This window comes from Planktothrix pseudagardhii (genome assembly GCF_904830925.1).
Taxonomy (GTDB): domain Bacteria; phylum Cyanobacteriota; class Cyanobacteriia; order Cyanobacteriales; family Microcoleaceae; genus Planktothrix; species Planktothrix tepida.
In genome coordinates this window covers 5,974,782-5,998,786 of the sequence record NZ_LR882967.1, presented here as the reverse complement: position 1 = coordinate 5,998,786, position 24,005 = coordinate 5,974,782, and the positions used below count along the sequence as shown (strand labels likewise).

General features: G+C 38.6%; 23 protein-coding genes and 1 pseudogene. 15 read left to right on the top strand and 9 right to left on the bottom strand.

Features of this window, described 5'->3' with window-relative positions; genetic code table 11:
• Positions 1-20: 20 nt before the first annotated feature.
• From NMK36_RS25980 to NMK36_RS25970, 3 genes are all read right to left on the bottom strand, one after another.
• Positions 21-479, bottom strand: a complete 459-nt coding sequence (locus NMK36_RS25980) for a DUF29 domain-containing protein (protein ID WP_254174973.1) — start codon at positions 477-479, stop codon at positions 21-23.
• Positions 480-584: 105 nt separating this feature from the next.
• Positions 585-1,043 (bottom strand): DUF29 domain-containing protein, encoded by a 459-nt coding sequence (locus tag NMK36_RS25975; RefSeq protein ID WP_072722828.1) that lies wholly within the window; start codon positions 1,041-1,043, stop codon positions 585-587.
• A 181-nt stretch (positions 1,044-1,224) separates the two neighbouring features.
• The gene (locus NMK36_RS25970; RefSeq protein ID WP_072717828.1) at positions 1,225-1,584 is read right to left on the bottom strand and encodes a hypothetical protein; all 360 of its coding nucleotides are present in this window, start codon (positions 1,582-1,584) and stop codon (positions 1,225-1,227) included.
• A 254-nt stretch (positions 1,585-1,838) separates the two neighbouring features.
• Here NMK36_RS25970 and smc point away from each other — a divergent pair, with 254 nt between their 5' ends.
• The gene (smc, locus tag NMK36_RS25965; protein ID WP_254174972.1) at positions 1,839-5,495 is read left to right on the top strand and encodes a chromosome segregation protein SMC; all 3,657 of its coding nucleotides are present in this window, start codon (positions 1,839-1,841) and stop codon (positions 5,493-5,495) included.
• A 124-nt stretch (positions 5,496-5,619) separates the two neighbouring features.
• Here smc and NMK36_RS25960 read toward each other — a convergent pair.
• Positions 5,620-5,815: pseudogene (locus NMK36_RS25960) on the bottom strand (transposase); the annotation flags it as partial.
• A 26-nt stretch (positions 5,816-5,841) separates the two neighbouring features.
• On the opposite strand from NMK36_RS25960, the gene NMK36_RS25955 reads away from it, so the two are divergent.
• Entirely contained in the window at positions 5,842-6,849 is a 1,008-nt protein-coding gene (locus NMK36_RS25955; protein WP_072717830.1) for a hypothetical protein, read from the top strand.
• An 84-nt stretch (positions 6,850-6,933) separates the two neighbouring features.
• The gene (locus NMK36_RS25950) at positions 6,934-8,268 is read left to right on the top strand and encodes an IS701 family transposase (RefSeq protein ID WP_072718077.1); all 1,335 of its coding nucleotides are present in this window, start codon (positions 6,934-6,936) and stop codon (positions 8,266-8,268) included.
• Between the two features lie 121 nt (positions 8,269-8,389).
• Here NMK36_RS25950 and NMK36_RS25945 read toward each other — a convergent pair whose 3' ends face one another.
• Both NMK36_RS25945 and NMK36_RS25940 read right to left on the bottom strand, forming a co-directional pair.
• On the bottom strand, positions 8,390-8,644 hold the full coding sequence (locus NMK36_RS25945; RefSeq protein ID WP_254174971.1) for a hypothetical protein: 255 nt from the start codon (positions 8,642-8,644) through the stop codon (positions 8,390-8,392).
• A 194-nt stretch (positions 8,645-8,838) separates the two neighbouring features.
• Positions 8,839-9,045, bottom strand: coding sequence for a glycogen-binding domain-containing protein (locus tag NMK36_RS25940; RefSeq protein WP_072717831.1), 207 nt, complete (start codon positions 9,043-9,045; stop codon positions 8,839-8,841).
• Between the two features lie 355 nt (positions 9,046-9,400).
• On the opposite strand from NMK36_RS25940, the gene crtW reads away from it, so the two are divergent.
• The 6 genes from crtW (at position 9,401) to NMK36_RS25910 (ending at position 15,711) form a co-directional block, all read left to right on the top strand.
• Positions 9,401-10,219, top strand: a complete 819-nt coding sequence (crtW, locus tag NMK36_RS25935) for a beta-carotene ketolase CrtW (protein WP_083579951.1) — start codon at positions 9,401-9,403, stop codon at positions 10,217-10,219.
• A gap of 21 nt (positions 10,220-10,240) precedes the next feature.
• On the top strand, positions 10,241-10,918 hold the full coding sequence (locus NMK36_RS25930; RefSeq protein WP_083579892.1) for an LmeA family phospholipid-binding protein: 678 nt from the start codon (positions 10,241-10,243) through the stop codon (positions 10,916-10,918).
• 147 nt (positions 10,919-11,065) lie between these two features.
• Positions 11,066-12,397: a glycosyltransferase gene (locus NMK36_RS25925; protein WP_254174970.1), complete on the top strand. Its 1,332-nt coding sequence runs from the start codon at positions 11,066-11,068 to the stop codon at positions 12,395-12,397.
• Positions 12,339-13,022, top strand: coding sequence for an alpha/beta hydrolase (locus NMK36_RS25920; RefSeq protein ID WP_072717833.1), 684 nt, complete (start codon positions 12,339-12,341; stop codon positions 13,020-13,022). The genes NMK36_RS25925 and NMK36_RS25920 overlap by 59 nt, the downstream gene beginning before the upstream one ends.
• Positions 13,023-13,142: 120 nt before the next feature.
• The gene (locus tag NMK36_RS25915) at positions 13,143-14,354 is read left to right on the top strand and encodes a PAS domain S-box protein (protein ID WP_254174969.1); all 1,212 of its coding nucleotides are present in this window, start codon (positions 13,143-13,145) and stop codon (positions 14,352-14,354) included.
• A 61-nt stretch (positions 14,355-14,415) separates the two neighbouring features.
• Entirely contained in the window at positions 14,416-15,711 is a 1,296-nt protein-coding gene (locus NMK36_RS25910; RefSeq protein WP_254174968.1) for an APC family permease, read from the top strand.
• 164 nt (positions 15,712-15,875) lie between these two features.
• On the opposite strand, the gene NMK36_RS25905 is transcribed toward NMK36_RS25910, so the two are convergent.
• Positions 15,876-16,277 carry a hypothetical protein gene (locus NMK36_RS25905; protein WP_072717836.1) on the bottom strand — a complete coding sequence of 134 codons (402 nt, stop codon included), beginning with the start codon at positions 16,275-16,277 and terminating at the stop codon, positions 15,876-15,878.
• Positions 16,278-16,627: 350 nt separating this feature from the next.
• Between NMK36_RS25905 and NMK36_RS25900 the strand changes: the two genes are divergently transcribed.
• From NMK36_RS25900 to NMK36_RS28865, 5 genes are all read left to right on the top strand, one after another.
• Positions 16,628-18,028: an NYN domain-containing protein gene (locus NMK36_RS25900; RefSeq protein ID WP_072717837.1), complete on the top strand. Its 1,401-nt coding sequence runs from the start codon at positions 16,628-16,630 to the stop codon at positions 18,026-18,028.
• Positions 18,029-18,103: 75 nt separating this feature from the next.
• Positions 18,104-18,814 (top strand): SDR family oxidoreductase, encoded by a 711-nt coding sequence (locus NMK36_RS25895; RefSeq protein ID WP_367400262.1) that lies wholly within the window; start codon positions 18,104-18,106, stop codon positions 18,812-18,814.
• 32 nt (positions 18,815-18,846) lie between these two features.
• A complete protein-coding gene (locus NMK36_RS25890) occupies positions 18,847-19,770 on the top strand; it encodes a 4-hydroxyphenylpyruvate dioxygenase family protein (protein WP_254174967.1) in 924 nt (307 codons plus the stop codon).
• Positions 19,771-19,955: 185 nt separating this feature from the next.
• Positions 19,956-20,564: a CHAP domain-containing protein gene (locus tag NMK36_RS25885; protein ID WP_072717839.1), complete on the top strand. Its 609-nt coding sequence runs from the start codon at positions 19,956-19,958 to the stop codon at positions 20,562-20,564.
• A gap of 37 nt (positions 20,565-20,601) precedes the next feature.
• The gene (locus tag NMK36_RS28865) at positions 20,602-20,724 is read left to right on the top strand and encodes a hypothetical protein (RefSeq protein WP_255528402.1); all 123 of its coding nucleotides are present in this window, start codon (positions 20,602-20,604) and stop codon (positions 20,722-20,724) included.
• Positions 20,725-20,732: 8 nt separating this feature from the next.
• Here the strand turns inward: NMK36_RS28865 and sfsA are convergent, their stop codons facing one another.
• Complete coding sequence (gene sfsA / locus NMK36_RS25880) at positions 20,733-21,494, bottom strand: DNA/RNA nuclease SfsA (protein WP_072717840.1); 762 nt, start codon at positions 21,492-21,494, stop codon at positions 20,733-20,735.
• 72 nt (positions 21,495-21,566) lie between these two features.
• Here sfsA and murJ point away from each other — a divergent pair, with 72 nt between their 5' ends.
• Entirely contained in the window at positions 21,567-23,180 is a 1,614-nt protein-coding gene (gene murJ, locus NMK36_RS25875) for a murein biosynthesis integral membrane protein MurJ (RefSeq protein WP_072717841.1), read from the top strand.
• Positions 23,181-23,273: 93 nt separating this feature from the next.
• Here the strand turns inward: murJ and NMK36_RS25870 are convergent, their stop codons facing one another.
• Positions 23,274-23,882, bottom strand: a complete 609-nt coding sequence (locus NMK36_RS25870; RefSeq protein ID WP_072717842.1) for a DedA family protein — start codon at positions 23,880-23,882, stop codon at positions 23,274-23,276.
• Positions 23,883-24,005 lie beyond the last annotated feature (123 nt).

Genomic DNA, 24,005 nt, shown 5'->3' with positions numbered 1-24,005 from the left:
ATTGAGATTTATTGGGGGAATTAGTTTTCCTCTAATTCAATACTCGGTTCCCCTGGGTAAAAGCGATTATCTAATACTTGTTCAAGAGTATAAAGGCATTCAGACGGAAATGTTTTTAAGGGTAAATTCGTTTCACTTGCTGCTAATTCTACAGCTTTAATATAAGCTTTTTGAATCGCTTCTGTTAGATAGGGTTTTAAACTCGGACTATCTTCTAGTAATTGCTCTAAATCAATCCGTTGTACCCGAATGGTTGCTAACCAACTACGACTACGTTTTGTGGGTTGATATTCCCATTTTAATAAATGGGCAATTAAAATACTGAGTCTATTTCTTAATTGTTGGCGTTCTTGTCTTCCCAAAGATTCTATTTCCTCAATTAAATTGTTCAGATCCAAGTGATGCCATTGTTGTTCACGGAGTAACTGAGCTTGTTTTTGTGTCCAGCCATAGAAATCCTGTTCATATAAACTTTGCATGATTGATTTTTCCTGAATTTAATAATATCCTAAATTGGCGATCGCTTTTTTCTATTGTCTCTTAAACTTTAGCAGGTCGAGTCATCGAGATCTAGTTGGAGGGAATTAGTTTTCCTCTAACTCAATATTAGGTTCTCCTGGGTAAAAGCGATCGCTCAAAATGTCATCCATTAAATAAGGACAATTTTCAGGAAAACGGTTAAATGGTAAATTCGTTTCTGCGGCTGCTAAATCTCGACCATTTTCATAAGTTTCTGGTAAAATTTCAGGCAAATAAGGTTTAAGGCTAGGATTATCTTTAAGCAACCTTAAAATATCGCGTCTTTGTACTCGAATGGTTGCTAACCAACTACGACTGCGTTTTGTGGGTTGATATTCCCATTTTAATAAATGAGCAATTAAAATACTCAATCTGTTTCTTAATTGTTGGCGTTCCTGTCTTCCCAAAGATTCTATTTCCTCAATTAAATTGTTCAGATCCAGGTGATGCCATTGTTGTTCACGGAGTAACTGAGCTTGCTTTTGTGTCCAGCCATAGAAATCCTGTTCATATAAACTTTGCATGATTGATTTTTCCTGAATTTAATAATATCATAAATTAGCGATCGCTAACTTCAATAGACTGCCATTCTCTAGCATCCACAAATAATGATAAATGTTTAACATTAGTCGTGGCAACAATCACTTGATTTCCGTTGATTTCTTCTGGTATCGAGTAAAATTAATTGACTCAGAGCAACCCTTATCAAATTTTAACTGAATCTTCTTCCAGTGCTTGCCGCAAATATTCCCAAGTTTCTGTTTGTTCTTTTTCGTCTCCTTCTTCCATCCATTGTTTTGTTAATGCCTTAAGTGCTTCATGCTGGTTAACTAAAATTTCTGACTCCTGAGATCCAGATTCAGTTTGTTTTTCAACAGAGGTTAACTGTTCAGGTTTAAGGGTAACACTTTCTCTAAATGCGTGCAGAATTTTGAACAAATGAAACCAATATTCTCTAGGCGTTTTTTGGATTTCGTTTAGTAATTCCATAAACGACACTTCAGAGTAAGCTTGAGTCATCGGTTCAGACTGACTGGGTTGAGGATTAGTGAGAATTGGAGACATCCTATCACCTACTTTTTAGAAATCTTGTTATCAATTGTAATGGATTTTTATAACTGATTGAGACGGGTTAGATAAATGTTAACTCGTTGTTCCCTAAAAAAACTGGGCTACCCATCTCTCGATTTATAGATGGTATAGTTGAAAAATGCCCTCATCCTTGCTTGATTAACGCTAAACTGATAATATTGTTGATTCTTCCGACAACTACCCCCTTGAGTTGTCCACACTAAGATGATTCGTTTACATCCGCCCAAATGGTTCATATCAAGCGCGTCGAACTGACTAACTTTAAATCCTTTGGTGGGACAACAGCAGTCCCATTACTACCGGGTTTTACGGTCATTTCTGGGCCGAATGGTTCGGGGAAATCGAATATTCTGGATGCGTTATTATTTGCTTTGGGGTTATCCTCTTCTAAGGGAATGCGGGCGGAACGTTTACCCGATCTCGTGAATAACGCCCAAAGTCGTAAAACTACCGTTGAAACCCTTGTAACGGTGACGTTTGACTTGTCGGACTATGACGGCGAACCTTTGGGAAGAAATAGTGATGAGACGGATAATGGTTTATCCTCGGAAATGGAAGAGTTAGGGGAAGAAACGGGATTAGAAATTGAGACAGAGACAGGCAAGATGCCTGTTCCACTGGGAGAGCCTGTTGATTTAGAATGGACGGTTGCGCGGAAATTAAGGGTTACAAAACAGGGAACTTATACCTCGACTTATTATATTAATGGGGAAGCTTGTACTCAAACAGAACTGCATGAACAGTTGAATAAATTGCGAATATATCCTGAAGGATATAACGTCGTTTTACAAGGAGATGTGACGGGTATTATTACGATGAAACCCCGTGAACGTCGAGAAATTATTGATGAGTTGGCGGGGGTGGCTTCCTTTGATCGAAAAATTACCTTAGCTAAGGAAAAATTAGATGCGGTTAAGGATCGAGAAGAACGCAGTCGTATTGTAGAACAAGAATTAATTGCTCAACGCGATCGCTTAGATAAGGATCGTTCAAAAGCTGAAAAATATCAACAACTTCGAGAAGAATTTCAACAAAAAAGTCAGTGGGAAACGGTTCTTAATTATCAAACGTTACAACAACAACAAGGACGACTGCGGGAACAAATAGAAGCCGATGATCGCACGTTAACGGAACTCAACGAACAACGTCAACAAAAAGATCAACAAATTCACACCACCTCGGTACAACTCGAAGCCCTCAACGCTCATGTTAAGGCGATGGGAGAGGAAGAACTCATCGCCCTTCAGTCGAGTTTGGCCACCGAAGAAGCCCAACAGCGTCAACTCCAAACTCGGTCTGCGGAACTGGAAACCGCCCTGCAACAAACCGTTACCCAAATTCACCAAACCGAACAAGAACTCCGTCAACAATATCAAACCCTGGATACTCTAGCTATTGAAAAAGACCAGGAAACCTTAAATTTGGGTCAACGACAACGGGAACGGGATACTCTGCAAGCCACGGTAGAACGGAGTCGGGAGGCGACCTCTCAGGTGGCACAACAAGCCGAAAGCTGGATGGTGCAACAAACGGAACTGCACCGACAAATTGAAACCTTACAAAAAACCCTTGACCCCCATCGCACGGAACAAGCGCGGCTGCGGGAACGAGTTGAACAGTTGCAACGACAACTTTCTGAGCAGCAACAGTCTTTGGCGACCTTGGGCGAGGAGTTATCGCAAAAAACAATAGCACTGGAAGGTGCTACCACTCAACGGGATGCAACGTCTCAACAGGTGGCGACTCTAACTCAACAGGTGACGGAGGCGGAAACCAACTTACAGGTACAACAGGAAACCCAAACCCGTCTGTTACAGGAACAACGGGAACGTCAGCGCAAATTGGATAAATTAGAAGCGCAACACCAAGCCCAACAGGAGGCGACGGGAAGTTATGCGACTAAAATTATTGCTCAGTCGGGTATTTCCGGGCTTTGTGGGTTGGTGTGTCAGTTGGGACAAGTTGAACCCCAATATCAGTTAGCCTTGGAAACGGCGGCGGGAGCGAGGTTGGGTCATATTGTGGTGGAAGATGATAGTGTGGCGGCGGCGGCTATTGAATTTTTGAAGCGACAACAAGCGGGACGGGCGACATTTTTACCGTTAAATAAAATTCAGGGAAATCGTTCAAATCTTCCTAATTTAGCCACGATGCGAAATTTGCCAGGGTTAATTGATTTAGCGGTGAATTTAATCGAATATGAACCGCGATATCAAGATATTTTTGCTTATGTTTTTGGCAATACGTTAGTTTTTAATAATTTAAGTAATGCTCGAAAACTTTTAGGACAATATCGCATTGTAACTTTAGAAGGGGAATTATTAGAAACAACCGGAGCCATGACGGGGGGAAGTGTTTCGTCTCGGTCGAGCTTACATTTTGGCACGGATCAAGGGTCAGCCGAAGCCAGAAATATTGCGGCATTGAAGGAACGGTTAGAGGAAATTGAACGCATTTTAGAACGGTGTAACCGCAGTATTGAAGAAACGAGTCAAACGGTGAAATTGCGATCGCAACAACTCAATGAAGTCAGACAAACCTTGCGAGATCATCAACAGCAAGTTTCCTTATTAGAGTCGGAAATTAAAACGTTAAGAAATCAACAAGAACAATTGCGATCGCAATTAGAAAAAAATACCCAAGAATTGAATACCGCCCAAATTCGCTTAAAGAATTTAGAGGCAGAAATTCCCAATTTAGAAACGAAATTACAACAAGATCGGGAAGTCTTAGCGCAATTAGAAGCCACCCATAGTCATAGTGAATGGCAACAACTTCAAGGAGTATTAAGAAGTCAGGAAACTGAGTTACAACAAAAGGAAAATGCCCTGAGAACTGTGCAACAACGGTTAATTGAAATTGAGAATCAACAAACCCGTTTACAGGATAAAATTCAAGAGGGAAATCAGAAATTAGAAGCCATTCGTCAAGAACAGAAATCTTTAACACAAAAGTTAGAAACTGTCAAGATTCAATTGGCAGAAATTCATCAAAAAATTCAACAAACCCGTGTAAAAGTTTCCCAAGTAGAAGCGAAATTAGGAGAGGAGAAAAAACAACGGGATCAGGTAGAAACGCAGTTAGGAGAATTGCGGTTAGCCAAACAACAATTAGATTGGCAAATTGAGAAATTACAGGAAACCCAACAGGGAAGACGGGAACAATTAACGATTAAATTAGAACAAATTGCCGCTATTCGGACTGAACTTCCTGAACCGTTACCGAATATTCCTCAAAATTTAGATTTAGCTAGTTTACAGCGAGAATTGCGATCGCTGCAAAAACGTATGGAAGCCTTAGAACCTGTAAATATGTTAGCGTTAGAAGAATTTGAACGCACTCAAGCTCGGTTAGAAGAATTAACCCAAAAATTAACCACCTTAGAAGGGGAAAGAACCGAATTATTATTAAGAATTGAGAATTTTACCACCTTACGCCGTCGCGCTTTTCAAGAAGCCTTTGATGCGGTTAATGAGAACTTTCAAACCATTTTTGCTCAACTGTCTGAAGGGGATGGTTATTTAGAAATAGATAACCCAGAAGACCCCTTTAGTAGTGGGTTAAATTTAATTGCTCACCCCAAAGGAAAACCCGTTCAACGGTTAACTTCAATGTCAGGAGGTGAAAAATCCTTAACGGCTTTAAGCTTTATTTTTGCTCTACAAAGATATCGTCCTTCCCCGTTTTATGCCTTTGATGAAGTTGATATGTTTTTAGATGGGGCAAACGTGGAAAGATTGGCTAGAATGATTAAAAGTCAAACCGAACAAGCTCAATTTATTGTTGTTAGTTTACGCCGTCCGATGATGGAAGCTTCTCAACGAACTATTGGTGTTACCCAAGCCAGAGGTGCCTACACCCAAGTCCTCGGAATTAAACTTTAAAACCCGTATAACGGTTGAGGAATTGGCCCTGGTATTGAAAAAGTTCAGTTCCTCTTCTTTTTTCCAAGATGTTAACAAGGACAACAATCTGTCACTACTGACAAATAATCTGGCAATCGACATCTGCTTTTTGATATAATTCTATAATGTAAGGGTGAGATCTTTTTCCCATCATAAAGATGGCTAGTCGCTGCGACGATTCCATTGTCTGTTTTGCCAATTTCCTCGATATATTGCCGTCGGACTCCCAATGTCAAGTTCCGGCTTTTTCGATGTCCGGTATCATCAATGATCAAACTAAATCCACGACTAATCTTGGTTTAGTGACTTTGAAGGCTCAAATTATATGATATTACCTAAACGTCTGATCAGATTAGCACTCTTTTTGGGTTGTCTAATTATTCTTCTCATTCAGAACCCATTACCAGTCCAAGCAAAAACACTAACCCAAAAACAGCAAGCGCCTATAGGTATCTTCATAGATACACTTAGTGACTTTAACATTTCTAATGGTTCATTTTCAGCAAACTTCTGGCTCTGGAGCCTCATTGATAAAGGCGAAAAAAATCCCTTTGATTCTCTGGAATTTATGAATGCTGTTAGAATAGACACACCTAACAATTTAACTATTCCTACATCTAAGGGAATTTGGGTTCAAAAAAAGGTAAGTGGAACATTTCGTCATGATTGGAATATGCGAAATTTTCCATTTGATAAACAAAAGCTAAAAATTATTTTTGAAGAAACGGAAGATGATATTCATTCATTTAGTTATCAACCCGATATCGCTAATTCTTCTATAGATCAGGATATTAAATTAGAGGGTTGGAAAATCAAGAAACTTACCCTTAATGCTATTGATAAACAGTATCTCTCTAACTTTGGTAATCCAACTTTACCACCCGGTGCAGCCAGTGCATATTCCCGATTAGAAATTATGATTGAATTACAGCGCACAAATATTACTGGCTTTTTTAAAATGATTGCTGGAGCATTGGCATCGATAGGATTATGTTTAGTTTCCTACTTTCTTTATGAGCCAGATATCGGATCACTTCTAGCCCGCTTTGGACTACACGGAACTTCCCTATTTGCCGTTATTTTGAGTCTGCGTAGTAATAGCGGCGACTTAGGTTCAATGGCTTATTTAACACTGATTGATTGTATTCATTTAGCCGTGATTGTATATATTTTAGTGGCGACTGCTATTGCAATTTATATTTGGTGGCAAGTTCAAAAAAAAGGCGATTTACCTGCTCTGACACGGATTAGTTCGCAAGTTGGTGTAGTAAGTACATTGGCTTTATTGGCTTGTATTGTGGTGTTAATAATAGGAGCAGCGACTCACAATTAAATTTGATATATCCCTCTTCTGTCAGTCTCCGAGGAGTAAAATTAGAAAATAAACCAGATGGGTAGCTAGAAGGGGGATAGGGTAATGGATGTAGAATTACAGATGATCAAACATTTAGCCCGAGATGCACAACCAACAGTTTCAGTGATTGATGAATATTGTCAAGGTTATAAAGACCTATTCCCAGAAGTGAGAAGTTACGAATGTTTTAAATACTTACATCTAGGAATTATCTCACCAATTCCGAGAAAATCTTTACCGGAAATTGCTAAAATAGTAGGAATTAGGTCGCCACAATCACTGCATCATTTCTTAGCCAATTCGCCTTGGTCAGCAAGGGAATTAAAGGAAAGAAGATTAGCCCGAACTCTAAAAGCATTGAAAGGAGAGAAGATTATAGTAATAATTGATGAGACAGGAGATAGGAGAAAGGGAAAAAAAACCGACTATATAGCTAGACAATACTTGGGAAGTGTGGGCAAAACAGATCGGGGAATAGTATCAGTTAATGCTTACGGTGTTTATAAAAATATAACCTTTCCTTTAGTGTTTAGAGTATTTAAACCCAAAGGAACATTAAAAGAAGGAGATGTCTACAAAACTAAGATTGAAATCGCATCAGAAATTCTAACAGAATTGGTTGATTGGGGATTTCAGATTGAATTGGTATTAGCAGATAGCCTTTATGGTGAAAGTAGTTCGTTTATCAGTACATTAGATCAATTTCAAATTCCTTGGGTACTAGCAATAAGAAGTAATCATGGAGTCTGGATGTCAAGCGAGCAGAAAGTTAGAGCCAACAAATGGTGTAAATTTGAGAGGATTTTTAGCAATCAAGAATCAGAAACCAGATATATTAGAGAAATCATATTTGGGAAAAGAAGTACAAGAACCTATTGGGAAATTACCACAGATCCAGAAACGATGCCAGAAACATCAACTTCGTTTGTCATGACAAATTTAACAGAGAAGAGAAGCCAGATGAAAAAGACATTAGGTAATTTATACGGGTTAAGAACATGGGTGGAATATGGATTTCGACAATGTAAACAAGAACTGGGTTGGACTGATTATCGGTTGACGGATTTTCCCGATATAGAAAAATGGTGGGAAATCATTTTCTGTGTGTATTTAATGATTAGTTTCAACTCCGAAGTTTTCCGGTCTTTAAGTCAAGGCAGTCCCCGAGAATCTGAGAGCAAAAAAAACACCACCGATTGCTCAACTCATCAACAATGGAATCACAAAGAGGGATGGAAAAATGTTTTAAATAATCTGCGTTTAATAATTCAGCCTACTATTATATTGTGGTTGATTGTCCCGTGGCTAGATATTTTTCCCGACCGCCATTTATTAGTGGGTTTTCATAAATTAATTGAGAATATTAATCAATTTCAATCTTATTTTCCCAATGGATAACTCTACTTTTTATTACTTGTTGATTTCGGAGAGTGACAGAAGAGGGATAGAAATCCAAATAATCGTAACCCAAGCCAGAGGTGCGTTCACCCAAGTCTTGGGTATTAAACTTTAAAAACCCTTATAACGGTTGAGGAATTGGCCCCGGTACAGGTTGAGGAATTGGCCCAGGGACAGGCTGAGGAATGGGAGGGACTGGATCAGGAAGAGGGTCGGGGTTGGGAATAGGGTTGGGAATAGGGTTGGGAATGGGGTCAGGAAGGGGGTTTGGGTTCGGAAGTGGATCAGGAACCGTTGGGTCAGGAATGGGGCTAATTTGAGCGATGACAGGCGGTGTAGGAGCAGGAGGATAGAAAATAATCAATGGGAATATCATAAAATTAAGCCTTTAGTTAGATTAACAATTAATTTCTTGAATAGTTTGATCCTAATCAAAATCAATGATTTATTCTTCAATCTAAAGCCATAATTTAATCTCAAGCTTTATTGAGTATCTGTTTCTTATTCGGTATTCCTATTGAATATTGTTCCGGCAATTATTACATCTTGAAGACTTAGCTTTGTGTGGCGTTAAACTTCATATACCAATCTAATTTTAGGGGTTGATTCGGTATTAGATCGCACTCTAAATTTAGATTGATAAATCCCATCCGCTAAATCAATTTGAGTTTGAAAATAACCTGACTCATCTTTCTGCATTGGGATTTCTTGCCCATTAGAAAAACACCCCATTAAGGAAGCGGCTTTATTCTGGGGTGCAAATAGTTGAAATTCCATAACATCCCCTACAACATTTTTAACGGATGGGTTTAATCCTTAATCTAAGATTACCCGTAGCTCCCTATTCTTGTGATCTTCCTAATGATAGTTAAAAATGTAAACAAATTTTGTAAGCTGTATGCTCATTCAATAAACGTGAAGGCTGATGAATTACAAATGAAAATTAAAGAATATTTTAAGGCTTCCATTTATTAATCCTATAGGATGAGCTATCAACCATTTTTTTTATTTCTTTTGATAGACAGCTTTTTGATATGAATTCCGTAAACTCAGAACAGTGTCGCTGAATATTTTGTGTGATCAATAAAAAATAAAGCAACTATTTATGGTGTATAAAAATACAGAATTTTTTATGTCTAATCCGTCAGTCTTAGATTACCACTATCTTGATATCCAAGATTCTATTCCTCCTGAATTAGCAAGCCATAAAAATTCTGCTGAGTCTCAGATTAACTCAACAATAAAAACCCAAGCTGGGTTATGGATTGCCCTCACTATTATAGCAATCTGGACAGTTTGCTTTATCAGATTTTTATCTTTAGATCTGCCTCAAACTAATTGGGTTATAATTGGGTTAGCCCTGCTTCTACAAACCTTTTTATATACAGGTTTGTTTATTACGGCTCATGATGCCATGCACGGTTCTCTTTATCCTAATAATCTAAAGCTAAATCATTTAATTGGGTCGATTGCGGTCACGTTTTATGGATTATTCTCCTATGAAGAATTGCTCAAAAAACATTGGCTGCATCATCGCTACCCCGCCAGCGATCATGATCCTGACTTCCATGATGGTGAGCATCAAAGTCTCATTTCTTGGTATCTCTATTTTATGATCCGATACTGGAGTTGGTGGCGGTTAATTAAATTAGCATTTGTATTCCATAGCCTGCAATTTTTATTTCATATCTCTATCCTTAATTTGGCTTTATTTTGGATCATTCCGTTTATCTTTAGTTCCTTTCAATTGTTTTATTTTGGAACTTTTCTCACCCATCGAGAACCTCAAGGAGGATATCAAAATGAACACTGTGCCCAAAGTAATTCATTACCTGTTTTTTGGTCATTTATGACTTGTTATCACTTTGGTTATCATCAAGAACACCATCAATATCCTAATGTTCCTTGGTGGCAACTTCCTAACGCTCGTAACCTTGAACTTAACCCTTAATCTTTTACCCTCCCTGGAAAAATGATGTCAGAAAAAACTGGATTTGCTAAACAAACCCTGAATAAAATTGCAGAAGTTGCCCTTTCTACCCAAATTAAGGCACAAAAATTAGAAGTTGATATTGAAACGAATCTGCAAAAAATTACTCATGGAGATATTGATCATATTGCTATTAAAATTAATCATCTCACAATGCAAAATCCTCTGCAAATAGAGATCTTTAAATTAGATATTGGTCAAGTTACGGTTCAACCTATGAGTGCAATTCGGGGAAAAATTAAATTAGTTCATCCTTCAGAAGGTAAACTAGAGTTAGAGGTTAATGAAGGCAACCTCCATGAAGCTCTTCATCGTAAATTGCAACAAACCGTTCAGTTAAAGTTACTGGAAAATGGTAGAATTGCCTTTAAAATTAATCCTAGGGAGGGACTGGGAGAAGATCCAGAACTCACTTTCATGGCAATTCCTAAAATTAATAGCGATCGCAAAACCTTATTACTTGAACTGTTTCCCTTAGCTACGCCGTCTTCCCTTCCTCCTGAACAAATTACTCATCTTTTCACGACCTTTAGCGAAATTCTTGATCTCAAAAATTTGGAAAAAGCAGGGACAACCCTAACCCTCGATCAATTTGAAATTACATCAGGTTGGTTACATCTTAAAGCTAATGCCCATATTGATGAATTTCCATCCAGTTAACGTTAATAAAACTTCGGTTAAAAGTGAACAGTTAAATGTTAACAGTTAACCGCTAATAGTCAACATTAAGGATGATGTCAGTGATAGTATTTTTTTGCAAAATTAAGTATATCTCTGCTATTTATAAATCCTGATCCTTAATGATTTATGACGCATTTTGGTATTATTTGCCCCCCCTATCCCGGTCACTTAAATCCTCAGTCTGCTTTAGGGCGAGAATTACAAAATCGAGGACATCAAGTTACCGTTTTACAACTGATTGATCTGGAGAAAAAAGTTCAATCCGAAGGCTTAGAATTTTATCCCGTTGGACTGTCTATTTATCAACCCGGACTCTTAGCAGAAACCTTTCAGCAACTGGGTCAATTAAGTGGAATTAAAGCTCTGCAATATTCCGTCGATTTCTGTCAACGGTTCACGGAAATTTTGTGTCAAGATGCACCCAAAGCGATCACTAAACTAGGAATAGAAGCTTTATTAGTTGATCAACTTGAACCTGTGGGAGAAACGATTGCAGAATATCTCAATTTATCCTTAATTGTTGTGTCCTGTGGTCAAGCCATTCATCGTCGTGGGGATGTTCCTCCTTTTTTTACCCCTTGGTTATATCAAAATCAACCTTGGGCAAAACTTCGCAATCAAATTGCCTATTTTATTTTAGATTATAGTTGTCAACCGATTTTAAACACAATTAATCAGTATCGACAACAGTGGAAATTACCGCCTTATCCTCATTTTTATGGCGCAACTTCAACTCGACTTTGCCATATCAGTCAACAACCAGAAGCCTTTGATTTTCCAATTCCTAATTTACCGAACAATTTCTACTATACAGGCTCTTTTCGCAATCAATCACCCCAAAAAGTTTTCTTTCCTTATGAACGTTTGACCGGACAACCTTTAATTTATGCCTCTTTAGGAAGTGTACAAAATACAAAGGTTAATTTATTTCGGTCAATTGCAGAAGCTTGTCAAGAATTAGACGTTCAATTAGTGATTACCCACGGGGGCGGAATGAGCGAAACTGAAGTTAAAACCTTACCCGGTTCTCCTTTAGTGGTTGAGTATGCACCCCAGGTTGAAGTATTAGCAAAAGCCAATTTAACGATTACCCATGGGGGGATGAATACGGTAATAGATTCTTTAAGTTCTGGCGTTCCTTTAGTCGCAATTCCGATTACCTTTGAACAACCGGGAACTGGGGCGCGAATTCGCTGGACAAAAACCGGAGAAGTCATCCCTATTAGCCGTTTAAACGTTGCTCGATTGCGACAAGCGATTCAACAAGTTTTAACCGAAAAATCTTATTCAGAAAATGCCTTAAAAATTAGGGATTCTATTCGCAAAGCGGGAGGCGTTAAACAAGCCGCAGATCTTATAGAACAGTGTCTTAAACAACCTCTAAACCCCCAAAATTATCATGAACCCATCTACTCAGACCGGATACTTATCAGCACGACCTCTGAAGCCAAACCATAGTAATAAATTGGGTTTATATCCTTTAAATTTAGATAAAACTCGTGATGGTTTAGTTTTTATTCCCGTTAGTTATCATCCTGCTCAACCTGCTCCTTTCATCTTAATGTTACATGGGGCGGGTAGCAATTCCCAAGCCGGAATTACGCCCTTTCTCCCTTTAGCAGAATCACAAGGATTAATCTTATTAGCGATTGATTCTCGTCGCCAAACTTGGGATCGACTTCGAGGGACTTTTAGTGTTGATTTAGCCTTTATGGATTTAGCTTTAAGTCAGGTTTTAAGCAACTATAATATTGATTCATCTCATTTAGCGATCGCAGGTTTTTCTGATGGCGCAACCTATGCGTTAAGTGTGGGTTTAACCAATGGAAATTTGTTTTCTCATATTATGGCCTTTTCCCCTGGATTTATGGCACCTGCGGGACTTTGTGGTACTCCTCGTTTATTTATTTCCCACGGAACCGAAGATCAGGTTTTACCGATTCAATCTTGTAGTCGTAGAATTGTACCTCAAATTCAACAAGCCGGTTATGAAATTGTTTATCAAGAGTTTCCGGGGGGTCATACTATTCCTCCCCATATTGTGTTAAATGTTCTAAAATGGTTCAAACCTCCATCATCATAAATAATGATCAATAGACAGAATTCAGCTTTATCCCAACTCAAGATTTATGTCTTTAGGTCATGTTGAAGGAAAAAATTTTTCTATAATCTTGATCCATAAAACCTCGTAGAGTCTTTGGACATGGATCTTAATCGTTTCTCTAAACAAGTTCTGGCGATGCAAAATCGCTTTTCTACCTTACTTCAGGGTACTGAACCCATCAAAGGTTTAACGCCCCAGTTAAGCTCTACCTTTGTCATGGAGATGGGTTGGGCGTTGGAAGAGTTACAAGTTGCTCAGGAGGAATTACAACAGAAGAATATGGGTTTAGCAGAAGCATTAGAAGCCTCTGTTCATGAACGCAAACGTTATGAAGATTTATTTTATTTAGCGCCAGAACCTTATTTAATCACAACTTTAGAAGGAACTATTCAACAAGCAAATCGAGCCGCCGCAGAATTATTGGGAATTCCTGAACAATTTATTGTCGGAAAACCTTTATCTTTATATATCCGCGAAGAAGACCGTCAATGCTTTCGTTCAGAACTCATTCGCCGACAAGAACGAGATTGTTTTCACGAGTGGGAAATCGGATTAACCTGTCGTGATGGAAGATCCTTGGATGTGGCTTGTATAACCCGAATTAACCGAGATAGAACAAACAAAGCAGTTAGTATTCATTGGGTTTTAAGAGATCTGACTGAACGCAAACGTATTGCTTTATTACAACAAAGCCCGATTAATTCTTCTGAGCAAAGGACGATTTTCCAGGAAAATCGTCCTTTGCTCAGTTATCATTTAGGAGAATTAATTCCCCTCCCCCAGGGAACATTGTGGTATGTTGTTCAAGGATTAGTTAAATTAACCACCCTCAATCACCAGGGTCAAGAAATTCTCATGGGTTTAATCGGGCTAGGATCTCCATTTGGGAAAGAATTAACTTCTCTAGGGATTTATGAAGCTACTGCTTGTTCTTCAGTGAAATTAGTGGGTTTTACCCATGCTGAAATCGCAGCATCTCCTGATTTAACTCAGCTTTTATTGACGGGTATTAGTTATCGTCTGCACCAAACTGAAGCGTTATTAGCGCTATCAGGAGAACGACAACTGGCAACTCGTTTGTATCAGTTACTTCATGTCTTAAAAAACGAAGTCGGTACACCCGTTGATGAAGGAATTTGTCTGAATATTCGTCTGACCCATGAAGAATTAGCAATGGCTTGTGGTACAACCCGTGTTACTATTACTCGCTTACTCAAACAACTTCAAGATCAGAAAAAAATCACATTTAATGAAAAAAGACAGATTATTCTGATTAAAAATTTAGTTCCTTCAAACCCTAGGAATTTGTAATTTTAATTACAATTCAGGTAAGCTAAGATCTATTGAATTCTACATTAAGGATAGATAGATCATGGCGGATGCTAAATCTTCCTCCCTGAAGCGAGAGATAGGCGTTTTAGGGGCCATTGGCATGGGGTTAGGTTCCATTATTGGAACAGGGGTTTTTGTCAGTATTGGAATTGTAGCGGGACTGACAGGAACCTCTGTGATTGTCGCTGTTATTCTCGCCGCGTTTGTCGCTCTTTGTAATGGATTAAATAGTGCCCAGCTTGCTGCAAATCATCCTGTGAGTGGGGGTACTTATGAATACGGTTACAAATATTTGAATCCAGGCTTAGGATTTATCGCGGGTTGGATGTTTTTATTAGCTAAAACTGCTTCAGCCGCCACTGCTGCCCTCGGATTTTCGGGTTATCTGATCTTAATGTTAGGAGTCAGTCAAAGTCTATTTATTCCCATTGCATTGTTCACCGTTTTTGTCCTAACTGCTATTGTTTTTACGGGAATTCGACGCTCCAATACAGCTAATTTAATTATAGTTTCTATTACGCTTTTTTCATTATTATTTTTTATAATTTCAGGTTTACCTCTAGCATTTTCACCAACCGGATTAAACCATTTTCTTCCGTTTTTCCCGTCCACGAGTTCTGCCATTCCTAATTTATTAGAAGCAACGGCCTTAATGTTTGTTGCCTATACCGGATATGGACGAATTGCCACCATGGGGGAAGAAGTGAAAGACCCTGAAAAAACCATTCCCCAAGCGATGATTATTACAGTGTTAATTTCAATGTTGCTTTATTTAGGGGTGGCTTTAGTAGCAGTTGGAGTGGTGGGAACGGAAACATTAAGTTTAGCTTCAATAACAGCCGCACCGTTAGAACAGGTTGCCAATCGTTTTGCTTTACCCGGAAGTAATCAGGTGATCACATTAGGGGCGATGACGGCGATGTTAGGGGTTTTATTAAACTTAATTTTAGGGTTATCTCGTGTTGTCTTTGCCATGGGAAAACGTCACGATCTGCCTCGATTTTTAGCTCAACTGAATACCACTCAAACCACTCCCACTTTGGCGGTTATTGTTGTGGGAATTGCGATCGCAGTTTTAGTCTTAATAGGCAATGTCAAAACTACTTGGTCATTTAGTGCCTTTACGGTTTTAATTTATTATTCAATTACTAATTTAGCTGCTTTGAAACTAACACTGGAAGAACAACTTTACTCTCCGATATTAGCTTATATTGGTTTAGTTTCCTGTCTCTTTTTAGCTGTTTGGATTGAACCGAAAGTTTGGTTACTGGGATTTGGATTAATGTTGGTCGGTTGGATCTTGAGACTAATTATTCGCCATTCCCTAGAACAATAAGGATAGGATTGTATGACCTAACCCCCCAACTTTCTCTCCTGGCACAGGAAGAGAAAGTCATCTAATTAATATTAGAAAAAAATCCTCCTCTCATTGAAGGAGAAGGAGTAAGGGAGATATTAAGCGATTTTTAGAGAAATGCAGGAAACAACCGTGACTATAAATTACGGTGTAACTTTATCAATGATATTTTTGCCTGCTTCTGCCGTATTATCTTTTAATTTATCACCCGTGTTCTGAACTCCTTTTGAATAGGTTTCACCCCAATCTTTAAAGGCTTCTGCTGAATCTCTGGTAATATTTTTGAAGCGTTCATTCAGAGGAACATCTCCTTCTGCTTCATCTAAAAATTCTCCGGTTGTTTTGGGTCTATCGGATTTTTTTTGATGAGCAACTTTGTCTATTCTTTCCTTAGAAACCGGGTTACTTCTATCATATTTTTGAACATCAACCGTTGTGTTCAGTAAGACAAAGCCCACTAAAAACACAGCAAAAAAACGTTGAACTTGAAGCTGCATTAAAAAAGAACGGATATTAGAAACCATTCTAAAAAAGCCGGATTTCATGATTAATGTTTTCCTGTTTTCAAGAGGATTTTATTTTTTAATCCAAATCTACAGTAACGAGATTAAAATAATTATTCCTCTATCATAAGTAATAAGTTATTAGTTTCCCACAAACCCTTTCTTTAATTTTCTCTCTAGCAGAAGATATAGATTGTTTAAGCCTTGCTAATCTCTTGATTTCACCTCAAATCAACTGAGGTAGAAATCAGCAACTCCTCACGCGCGTCACCTGGGCGATACACCACACCCGATCTCAACCGTAAGTTGTGGTAGGGATAGCTTATCTGTTGGGTTTCTCCTAAACGTGCTAACCTTAATAACACAAGACAACCCGTAGCCAAGTCAGGGTTATGTTCGAGCAAGCCAGCAAAATTCAAGACAATGGAACCCTCGTTGTTCCCGCCATCAGTCACTATGTTTGTCGAACATTAGTGAATTTTCAGCATCAACATCCTAACTGGATTAACTCCCGTTATCGTCATATTCCTTGGCAACAATCTGAATATCAATCCTCATTGATTCGTCAGCTTAATCAAGGATTAAGTCAAGCTAGACATCAAGAGGCACTATTTGTTAAACTAAAAGCCTATCTAAACCGCTTGTTCAGTGTTGAATTTTTACGTTCTCCTGAGTATAAATCCTTAATTGTTAAACTAGAACAACTCACAGACCCCGATTTAGCGTTATTGTTTGCGGATTATTCTTTAGCAAATCAATCCCCTTCTCACGGTTTATTGAATGGCAGAAGTCCCAGCGAAGTGGGTATTAGTATTTTATTACTAGATGTTGAAAATCTGCCCTTAGATTTGGAAACGGAGAAATTTTTAGAAACAATTTGCTTATATCCCGTGCAAATTAAAGTCGCCTTTGCCAATTGGCGTAGCATGGGAAAAAAAGATTTAGAATATCATCAACGGGGTTATCAATTAATTCATGTTCCCCCCGGAAAAGATAGCGCGGATTTAAAAATGTCAACGGTGGGTTCCTCGATTTTTGTTCACTATCCGACGGCAAAAGAAGTGTTAGTTTGTTCTTCAGATCTCGGTTTAACTCATTTATGTAATACCTTACAAAATCATGGGTTAACCGTTTATCAAGTGAGTAAAAATAGATCGAAAATTAGAGTGCTAAATACCCGTACAGGTCAAATCAATACTTATTCCTTAACTCCTATTCCGCCGATTCCGACTTTAGATCAATTTATTGTGCAATTACAAGAAATTATTAAATTAGAGCAAAAACGATCTCATTGCCAATGGATTAAACTAAATCGGGTTGCTTTTTTATATAAAGATAATTATCATTTAACCGTTAGCCAAGTCGTGGCTTCCCATTTTTCCGATTATCAAGGCCGAGATATCTTTGTCAAAAATCCCCATATTTTTGTCGTTCATCAACCTTCTGAAAAATCTCCCAGCTATGTCACCTTATTTGAGATTCAACCTTCCTCAACTCAACCCCACACTTTACCCGAAACAGAATTCTCTCAACTTCCTGTAATTGAGTCTTTAGAAGATCTGGAAAATGCCTTAATTGCAATTATGCAGGAATTAACCTTAAATTCTTCTGAAAATCATGTTTCTTTATCAATTTTAGGCAGTCAATTCAATCGAAAATATGGAATTCCGATTACTCAAATCATCAAGAAATTAAGATTAGGAGGCAATTTTCAAAAGCTCTTAACTTTAAGCAATTCTTTTAATTTAGAAAAAACCGATAAAGATTGGAGAGTTAAATTACAATCCCCCTAGAAGTGTAACCTAGCACGTCTCTACAAAATTGACAAGATTTGTTATACTAAGAACAATCGTTAAGAAATGTAAAGAATGATGAATCACAAAGTCGTTGTTATTGTCGGCGCAACGGGAGGCATCGGAGCAACCGTTGCTCGAAAATTAGCCCAAAACGGAACCAAACTGGTCTTAGCCGCCAGAAATAGTACGAAATTGGAAACCTTGGCGAAAAACTTAGAAACAACGGAAGTATTACCCGTTTCTACAGATATCACCGACCCCCAACAAGTAGAAGGTTTAATGCAAAAAACCGCCGATTATTTTGGTCAAATTGATATCTTAGTTAATGCTGCGGGTGCAGGAATTTTGAAACAGTGGAATAAAATTGAACCTGCTGATTTAGATGCCATGTTAAATCTTAATTTAAAGGGATCTGTTTATACCTGTCAAGCTGCTGCTAATATTATGAAGCAGCAAAAATCAGGACATATTTGTAACGTTGTCGGGATTTTAGGCAAACATTCAATGGCGATGTCGAGTGCCTATTGTGCGTCTAAATTTGGATTAGTGGGGTTTAGTAAATGTTTTGCTGATGAAGTCAGACGCTATGGAATTAAAGTGACCTTATTCTATTTTGGGGGTGTAGATACTCCCTTTTGGGATAACGTCAGTTTAAAAGTTGATCGCTCAAAAATGTTGAGTGCGGAAACAGCGGCTAACTCCATTCTTTATGCGTTATCAGCAGAACCCCAAGCCATTCCAATGGAAATTAATATTCAACCCGAAAGTCATTTATTTTTCTAAAATTAATTATATTGTTGCTTATTGAACGCTGAATGATGGAGTTTGATCATGTCCATTTCTATGTTCAAGATGCCAAACGAACACGGGATTGGTTTATTCATAATCTAGGATTTCAAGGAATTGGGAGTCGGAACTGCGTTCACACCCAAACCGAAATCGTTTACCAAGGTTCAGTTTATTTTCTATTGTCTTCCCCCCTCACGTCTGAGAGTCCTGTGGCGCAATTTTTACAGGTTCATCCGTCTGGGGTGGTAGATGTTGGCTTTCAAGTTCAAGATTTAGAATTAAGGATTAAACCGCTTCTCGAACAAGGCGTTCGGGTCATTTCTCCCTTACAATCTTATTCCTATCAAGGAGAAACTTTAAAATGGTTAACCTTAGAAGGATGGCAAGGATTACGTCATACCTTCACCGAACAAACGGGGGCTCTTCCTGGAAAACTGCTTCCGGGTTTTCCTGAGCTATTTCCCCCCGCTTCTCCGGTTTTACTGTCCATTGATCACGTTGTTTTAAATGTACAATCTGGAGATCTAAAAACCGCCATTTCTTGGTATCAAAATTATTTAGGGTTTCAACCGCAACAGAGTTTTGAAATTCAAACTGAACGTTCTGGATTAAATAGTCAAGTCTTGGTTCATCCCCAAGGTCAAGTTCAGTTTCCGATTAATGAACCCACATCAGCTAATTCTCAAATTCAAGAATTTTTAGAGATTAATCGCGGTTCAGGAATTCAACATATTGCCCTAAAAACTTCAAATTTAGGGCAACAGGTTAATCATTTAAGACAAAGAGGATTATCTTTTTTAACGGTTCCCGATGACTATTATTTGCAATTACAAAACCGTTGGCATGATTCCCCCTTGTTAATCGATTGGGAACGTTTTGAGAATCAAGTCGGATTAACCGGAAATTTCCCTGAAATAGATCATCAAGCGATTCAGGAGAATGAACCCTGAATTGAGAGGTTATCGTTCTCTCAAAGGCCTGAAGTAGACTCAAGGGTCTAAAAACCCTTAGAACTTATGTTAGAACAGAAGTAAAGACAATTTTAGTCGGGAACCCCCATCACGCCAAAACAGAAAGAAATAAAGCCTCTACCCCCTACTTTATCCCTATTCATCTAAAATTTTGGAGACTTCTAATGACAACTGCTGCTAATTTAATTCGGATTGCTGCTGGTGAAGTGGGGTATGCGGAATATCCTGCTGGTAGTAATGGTAATAAGTATGGCCAATGGTACGGGATGAATTACGTTCCTTGGTGTGCAATTTTTGTATCCTACTGTTTTGATAAAATTGGTTTACCCCTGCCGATTAGAAGTGCTAAAGGATTCGCCTACTGTCCCGATGGGGTGTCTTGGTTTAGAAATCGGGGTCAATGGTTTTACGATGCCAGAGTTGGGGATGTGGTATTTTTTTGTTGGCGAGGAGATGGAATTGCAGATCATGTTGGCATTGTGGAATCCGTTAAATCCGATGGCAGTATTATCAGTATTGAAGGGAATACAGGAGTCGGAAATGATGCGAATGGAGGGGAAGTCATGCGACGTTCCCGGACTCCAGGGATTATTTTAGGTTTCGGACGTCCCCCCTATACCAATCCTGTCGCCTCCCAAACTCAAGCGTCTCGTCCGACCACACCAACCCCCACTCCACCCCAACGTGAAGTTGTTAAGGTTCCACCCAATTATCATAAAGATTTAGTTGATCGGTTAATAGGGGGTAAATCGGATAAAGCACAGAAAAAATAAATAACAGAAAAACGAATTAAGCGATATTTTATGGCTCATGAATTCTACAACTTTCACGATTGATAGTCGCATCCTCGACTGGTTAGCAGTATTCGGATACTTGAGTATTCTACTATTCGTGATGTGGAAGGTTTTGAATACTCAAAAGAAATCAGAATAACCCAGTTTTTAAGGATTACTAAGACCGGACAAAAAGGGTAAGGCTGCTAATCCTAAATATTGAATTCCTTCCGGGGTAACTTCAAACCGACAAGGTAAGATTTCTACCCCTTCTGAAATGGCAGTTCTTAAAAGTTGACCATAAACCGGGTCTGCCATATCTCCGGGGGCAAATTCGGTACAATCTCCACGATTAATAAAATATAACATCACCGCACGAGCGCCTTGTTTAACAATTTCAATTAATTCCTTTAAATGTTTTTGTCCTCGTTCTGTTACGGTATCAGGAAATAAAGCGATTTTTCCCTTACACCAAGTCGTATTTTTCACTTCTAAATAAATCGGTTTATCCTCCCCTTTCAAGACAAAATCGACCCGACTTTTTAAATCTATTCCATAGGGAACTTCTTTCTTAATTTCGCTATAATTTCCTAAGTCGGGAAATAACCGTTCTATTAAGGCTAAATGAATGACTTTGTTGGGTAAGGCGGTATTAATTCCAACCCACGTTAATTGCTGACCGAAGGGGTCAACCTCCGAGGTTAACTGAATTAACTCCCAAGTATAGGGATATTTACGAGTTTTCCCGGCGTTGTGAGACACCATCACCGGGTTTCCAGGGATGCAAACCCCTGTCATGGGCCCAGTATTGGGACAATGGGCCGTGATGACCTCTCCAGAGGTTAACTCAATATCCGCTAAAAATCGTTTATAGCGTTTCAATAAAACCCCAGACTCAAGGGAGGGATAGCGATACAAATAAGAATCCATGATGAACTTGTTTGAATATTGGTCAATTCCCGATTAAACTAGGGTTTGCATTTTAACCCCTGTGGATGTTTCGTGTCAGAAGAACCAAAACGCTCTCGTTCGTTAGTCGGAATTGCCACTATTGTTGCAGTTGCCACCCTGATTAGTAAAGTCTTTGGCTTAGTTCGTCAACAAGTGATGGCGGCGGCGTTTGGTGTGGGGCCAGCCATTGATGCTTATAATTATGCTTATGTTATCCCCGGATTTTTATTAATATTATTAGGGGGAATTAACGGCCCCTTTCATAGTGCCATTGTCAGTGCGTTAGCAAATCGAGACCGCAAAGATGCAGAAGCTTTAGTAGAGACGGTTTCTACATTAGTCGGAATATTTTTATTAATTATAACAGTCGGATTAGTCATTTTTGCCACTCCTTTAATTGATTTAATGGCTCCGGGTTTAATGCTAACACCGGAAGGAATAGCGACTCGAAGTATTGCCATAGAACAGTTAAAAATCATGGCTCCGATGGCGTTATTTGCTGGGTTAATTGGCATTGGATTTGGCACGTTAAATGCGGCGGATATGTATTGGCTGCCATCGATTAGTCCATTATTTTCCAGTGCGGCTTTAATCTTAGGATTAGGGGTATTAATTGGAATTTTAGGGGATGATGTTGATAGCCCTAAATATATGGTTTTAGGGGGAGAAGTTTTAGCGTGGTCAACTTTAGCAGGGGCAGTTTTACAATGGTTAATTCAAGTTCCGGCGATGTGGAAATCGGGGTTAGGAACCTTACGACTCCGATTTAATTTTAAAATTCCAGGGTTAGAAGATGTGATGAAAGTCATGTTACCCGCTACATTATCATCAGGAATGTTACAAATTAATGTCTATACGGATTTATTTTTTGCCTCTTATATTCCCCAAGCTGCATCAGCAATGGGCTATTCTGGGTTATTAGTCCAAACTCCCTTGGGAATCATTTCTAATATGATTTTGGTTCCGTTTTTACCGCTTTTTGCTCGATTAAGAGATCCTGAAAACTGGCCAGAATTAAAAGACCGCATTCGTCAGTCGTTAATTTTAACGGCAATTACGATGTTACCCTTAAGTACATTAATGGTGGCTTTAGCCTTACCGACGGTGAGAATTGTTTATGAACGGTATGCGTTTAATTTAGAAGCATCGGAGTTTGTCGCCTCAATTTTAGTGGCTTATTCGGTGGGGATGTTCTTTTATTTAGGACGAGATGTATTAGTCCGAGTGTTCTATGGGTTAGGAGATGGAGAAACCCCATTTAGAGTTAGTATTTTTAATATTTTATTAAATGGGGTATTAGATTTTATTTTAGTTAAATTTTGGGGCGCACCGGGTTTAGTGTTAGCAACTGTTTCCGTAAATGTTGTCTCAATGGGGATGTTTTTATGGCTCTTACATATTAGATTAAATGGTTTACCCTGGCGAGAGTGGAGTTTACCGTTTTTGGGATTAACAATAATTAGTTTAATTTCTGGTGCAGCCAGTTGGGGAACCTTACAAGGGTTAAGATTGTTAATTAGTAGTAATGACTTTTTGATATTATTAATGGAATTAGTAATTCCGGGTATTGTCGGAATAGTCGTTTTTTCAATCTTAATTCTATTTTTAAGATTACCCGAAGTGGATTTATTAGTGTCTCGACTCCGCCAAAAGTTTCAAAGGTAGAAATCAAGAAATCGGGTTTCTGTAGTAAGCTTTGATATAATTCCCCAAATAACACTAAGAAACCCGGTTTCTGGAACTCTCGTCAACGGTCAACTATTCTGCATTTTTTCTCATATTTCTACGCAAAATCCACAGTCCAAACCAAATCACTAAACTTAATAACACAATTTTAGAAACGGGGCCTAAATATTCATCGACTAAATCATAATGCTCTCCCAATAAATAGCCTGCCCCTGTTAAGAAACTCACCCAAAGGGCTGTGCCAATGGTAGAATAAATCAGAAAGGGAATTAATGGCATATCGTTGAGACCCGCAGGTAAGGAAATGATAGTTCTAACCCCAGGAACTAAACGACATAAAAAAACGGCCACGCCGCCATATCGAGTAAACCAATTATTTGCTTTATCGATATCTGCACCTGACACTGTAATCCATTTTCCATATTTATCTGCTAACTGTCTTAAACGTTCTTCTCCAACGAATTTACCTGCATAATACCAAGGAAATGCCCCTAATATTGTTCCGATAATTCCCGCTAAAATAGCAGGTATCATTTCCATTTTTCCTTGGGAAACCGTATAACCGGCTAAGGGCATAATTAACTCAGACGGAATGGGGGGAAACAGATTTTCTAAAAACATTAATAAACCAATTCCCAGATATCCCAGGGAAACCATTGTATTCGTAATCCATTCAGTCATAATCTTTTTTTAAAGTGTAGTTGCTCAAATTTAGAAACCGGGTTTCTGAAGGAAAAATTTGATTTTATTCCCTAAATAAAACTCAGAAACCCGGTTTCTGGGGTAAAACCTATCTCACTCTAA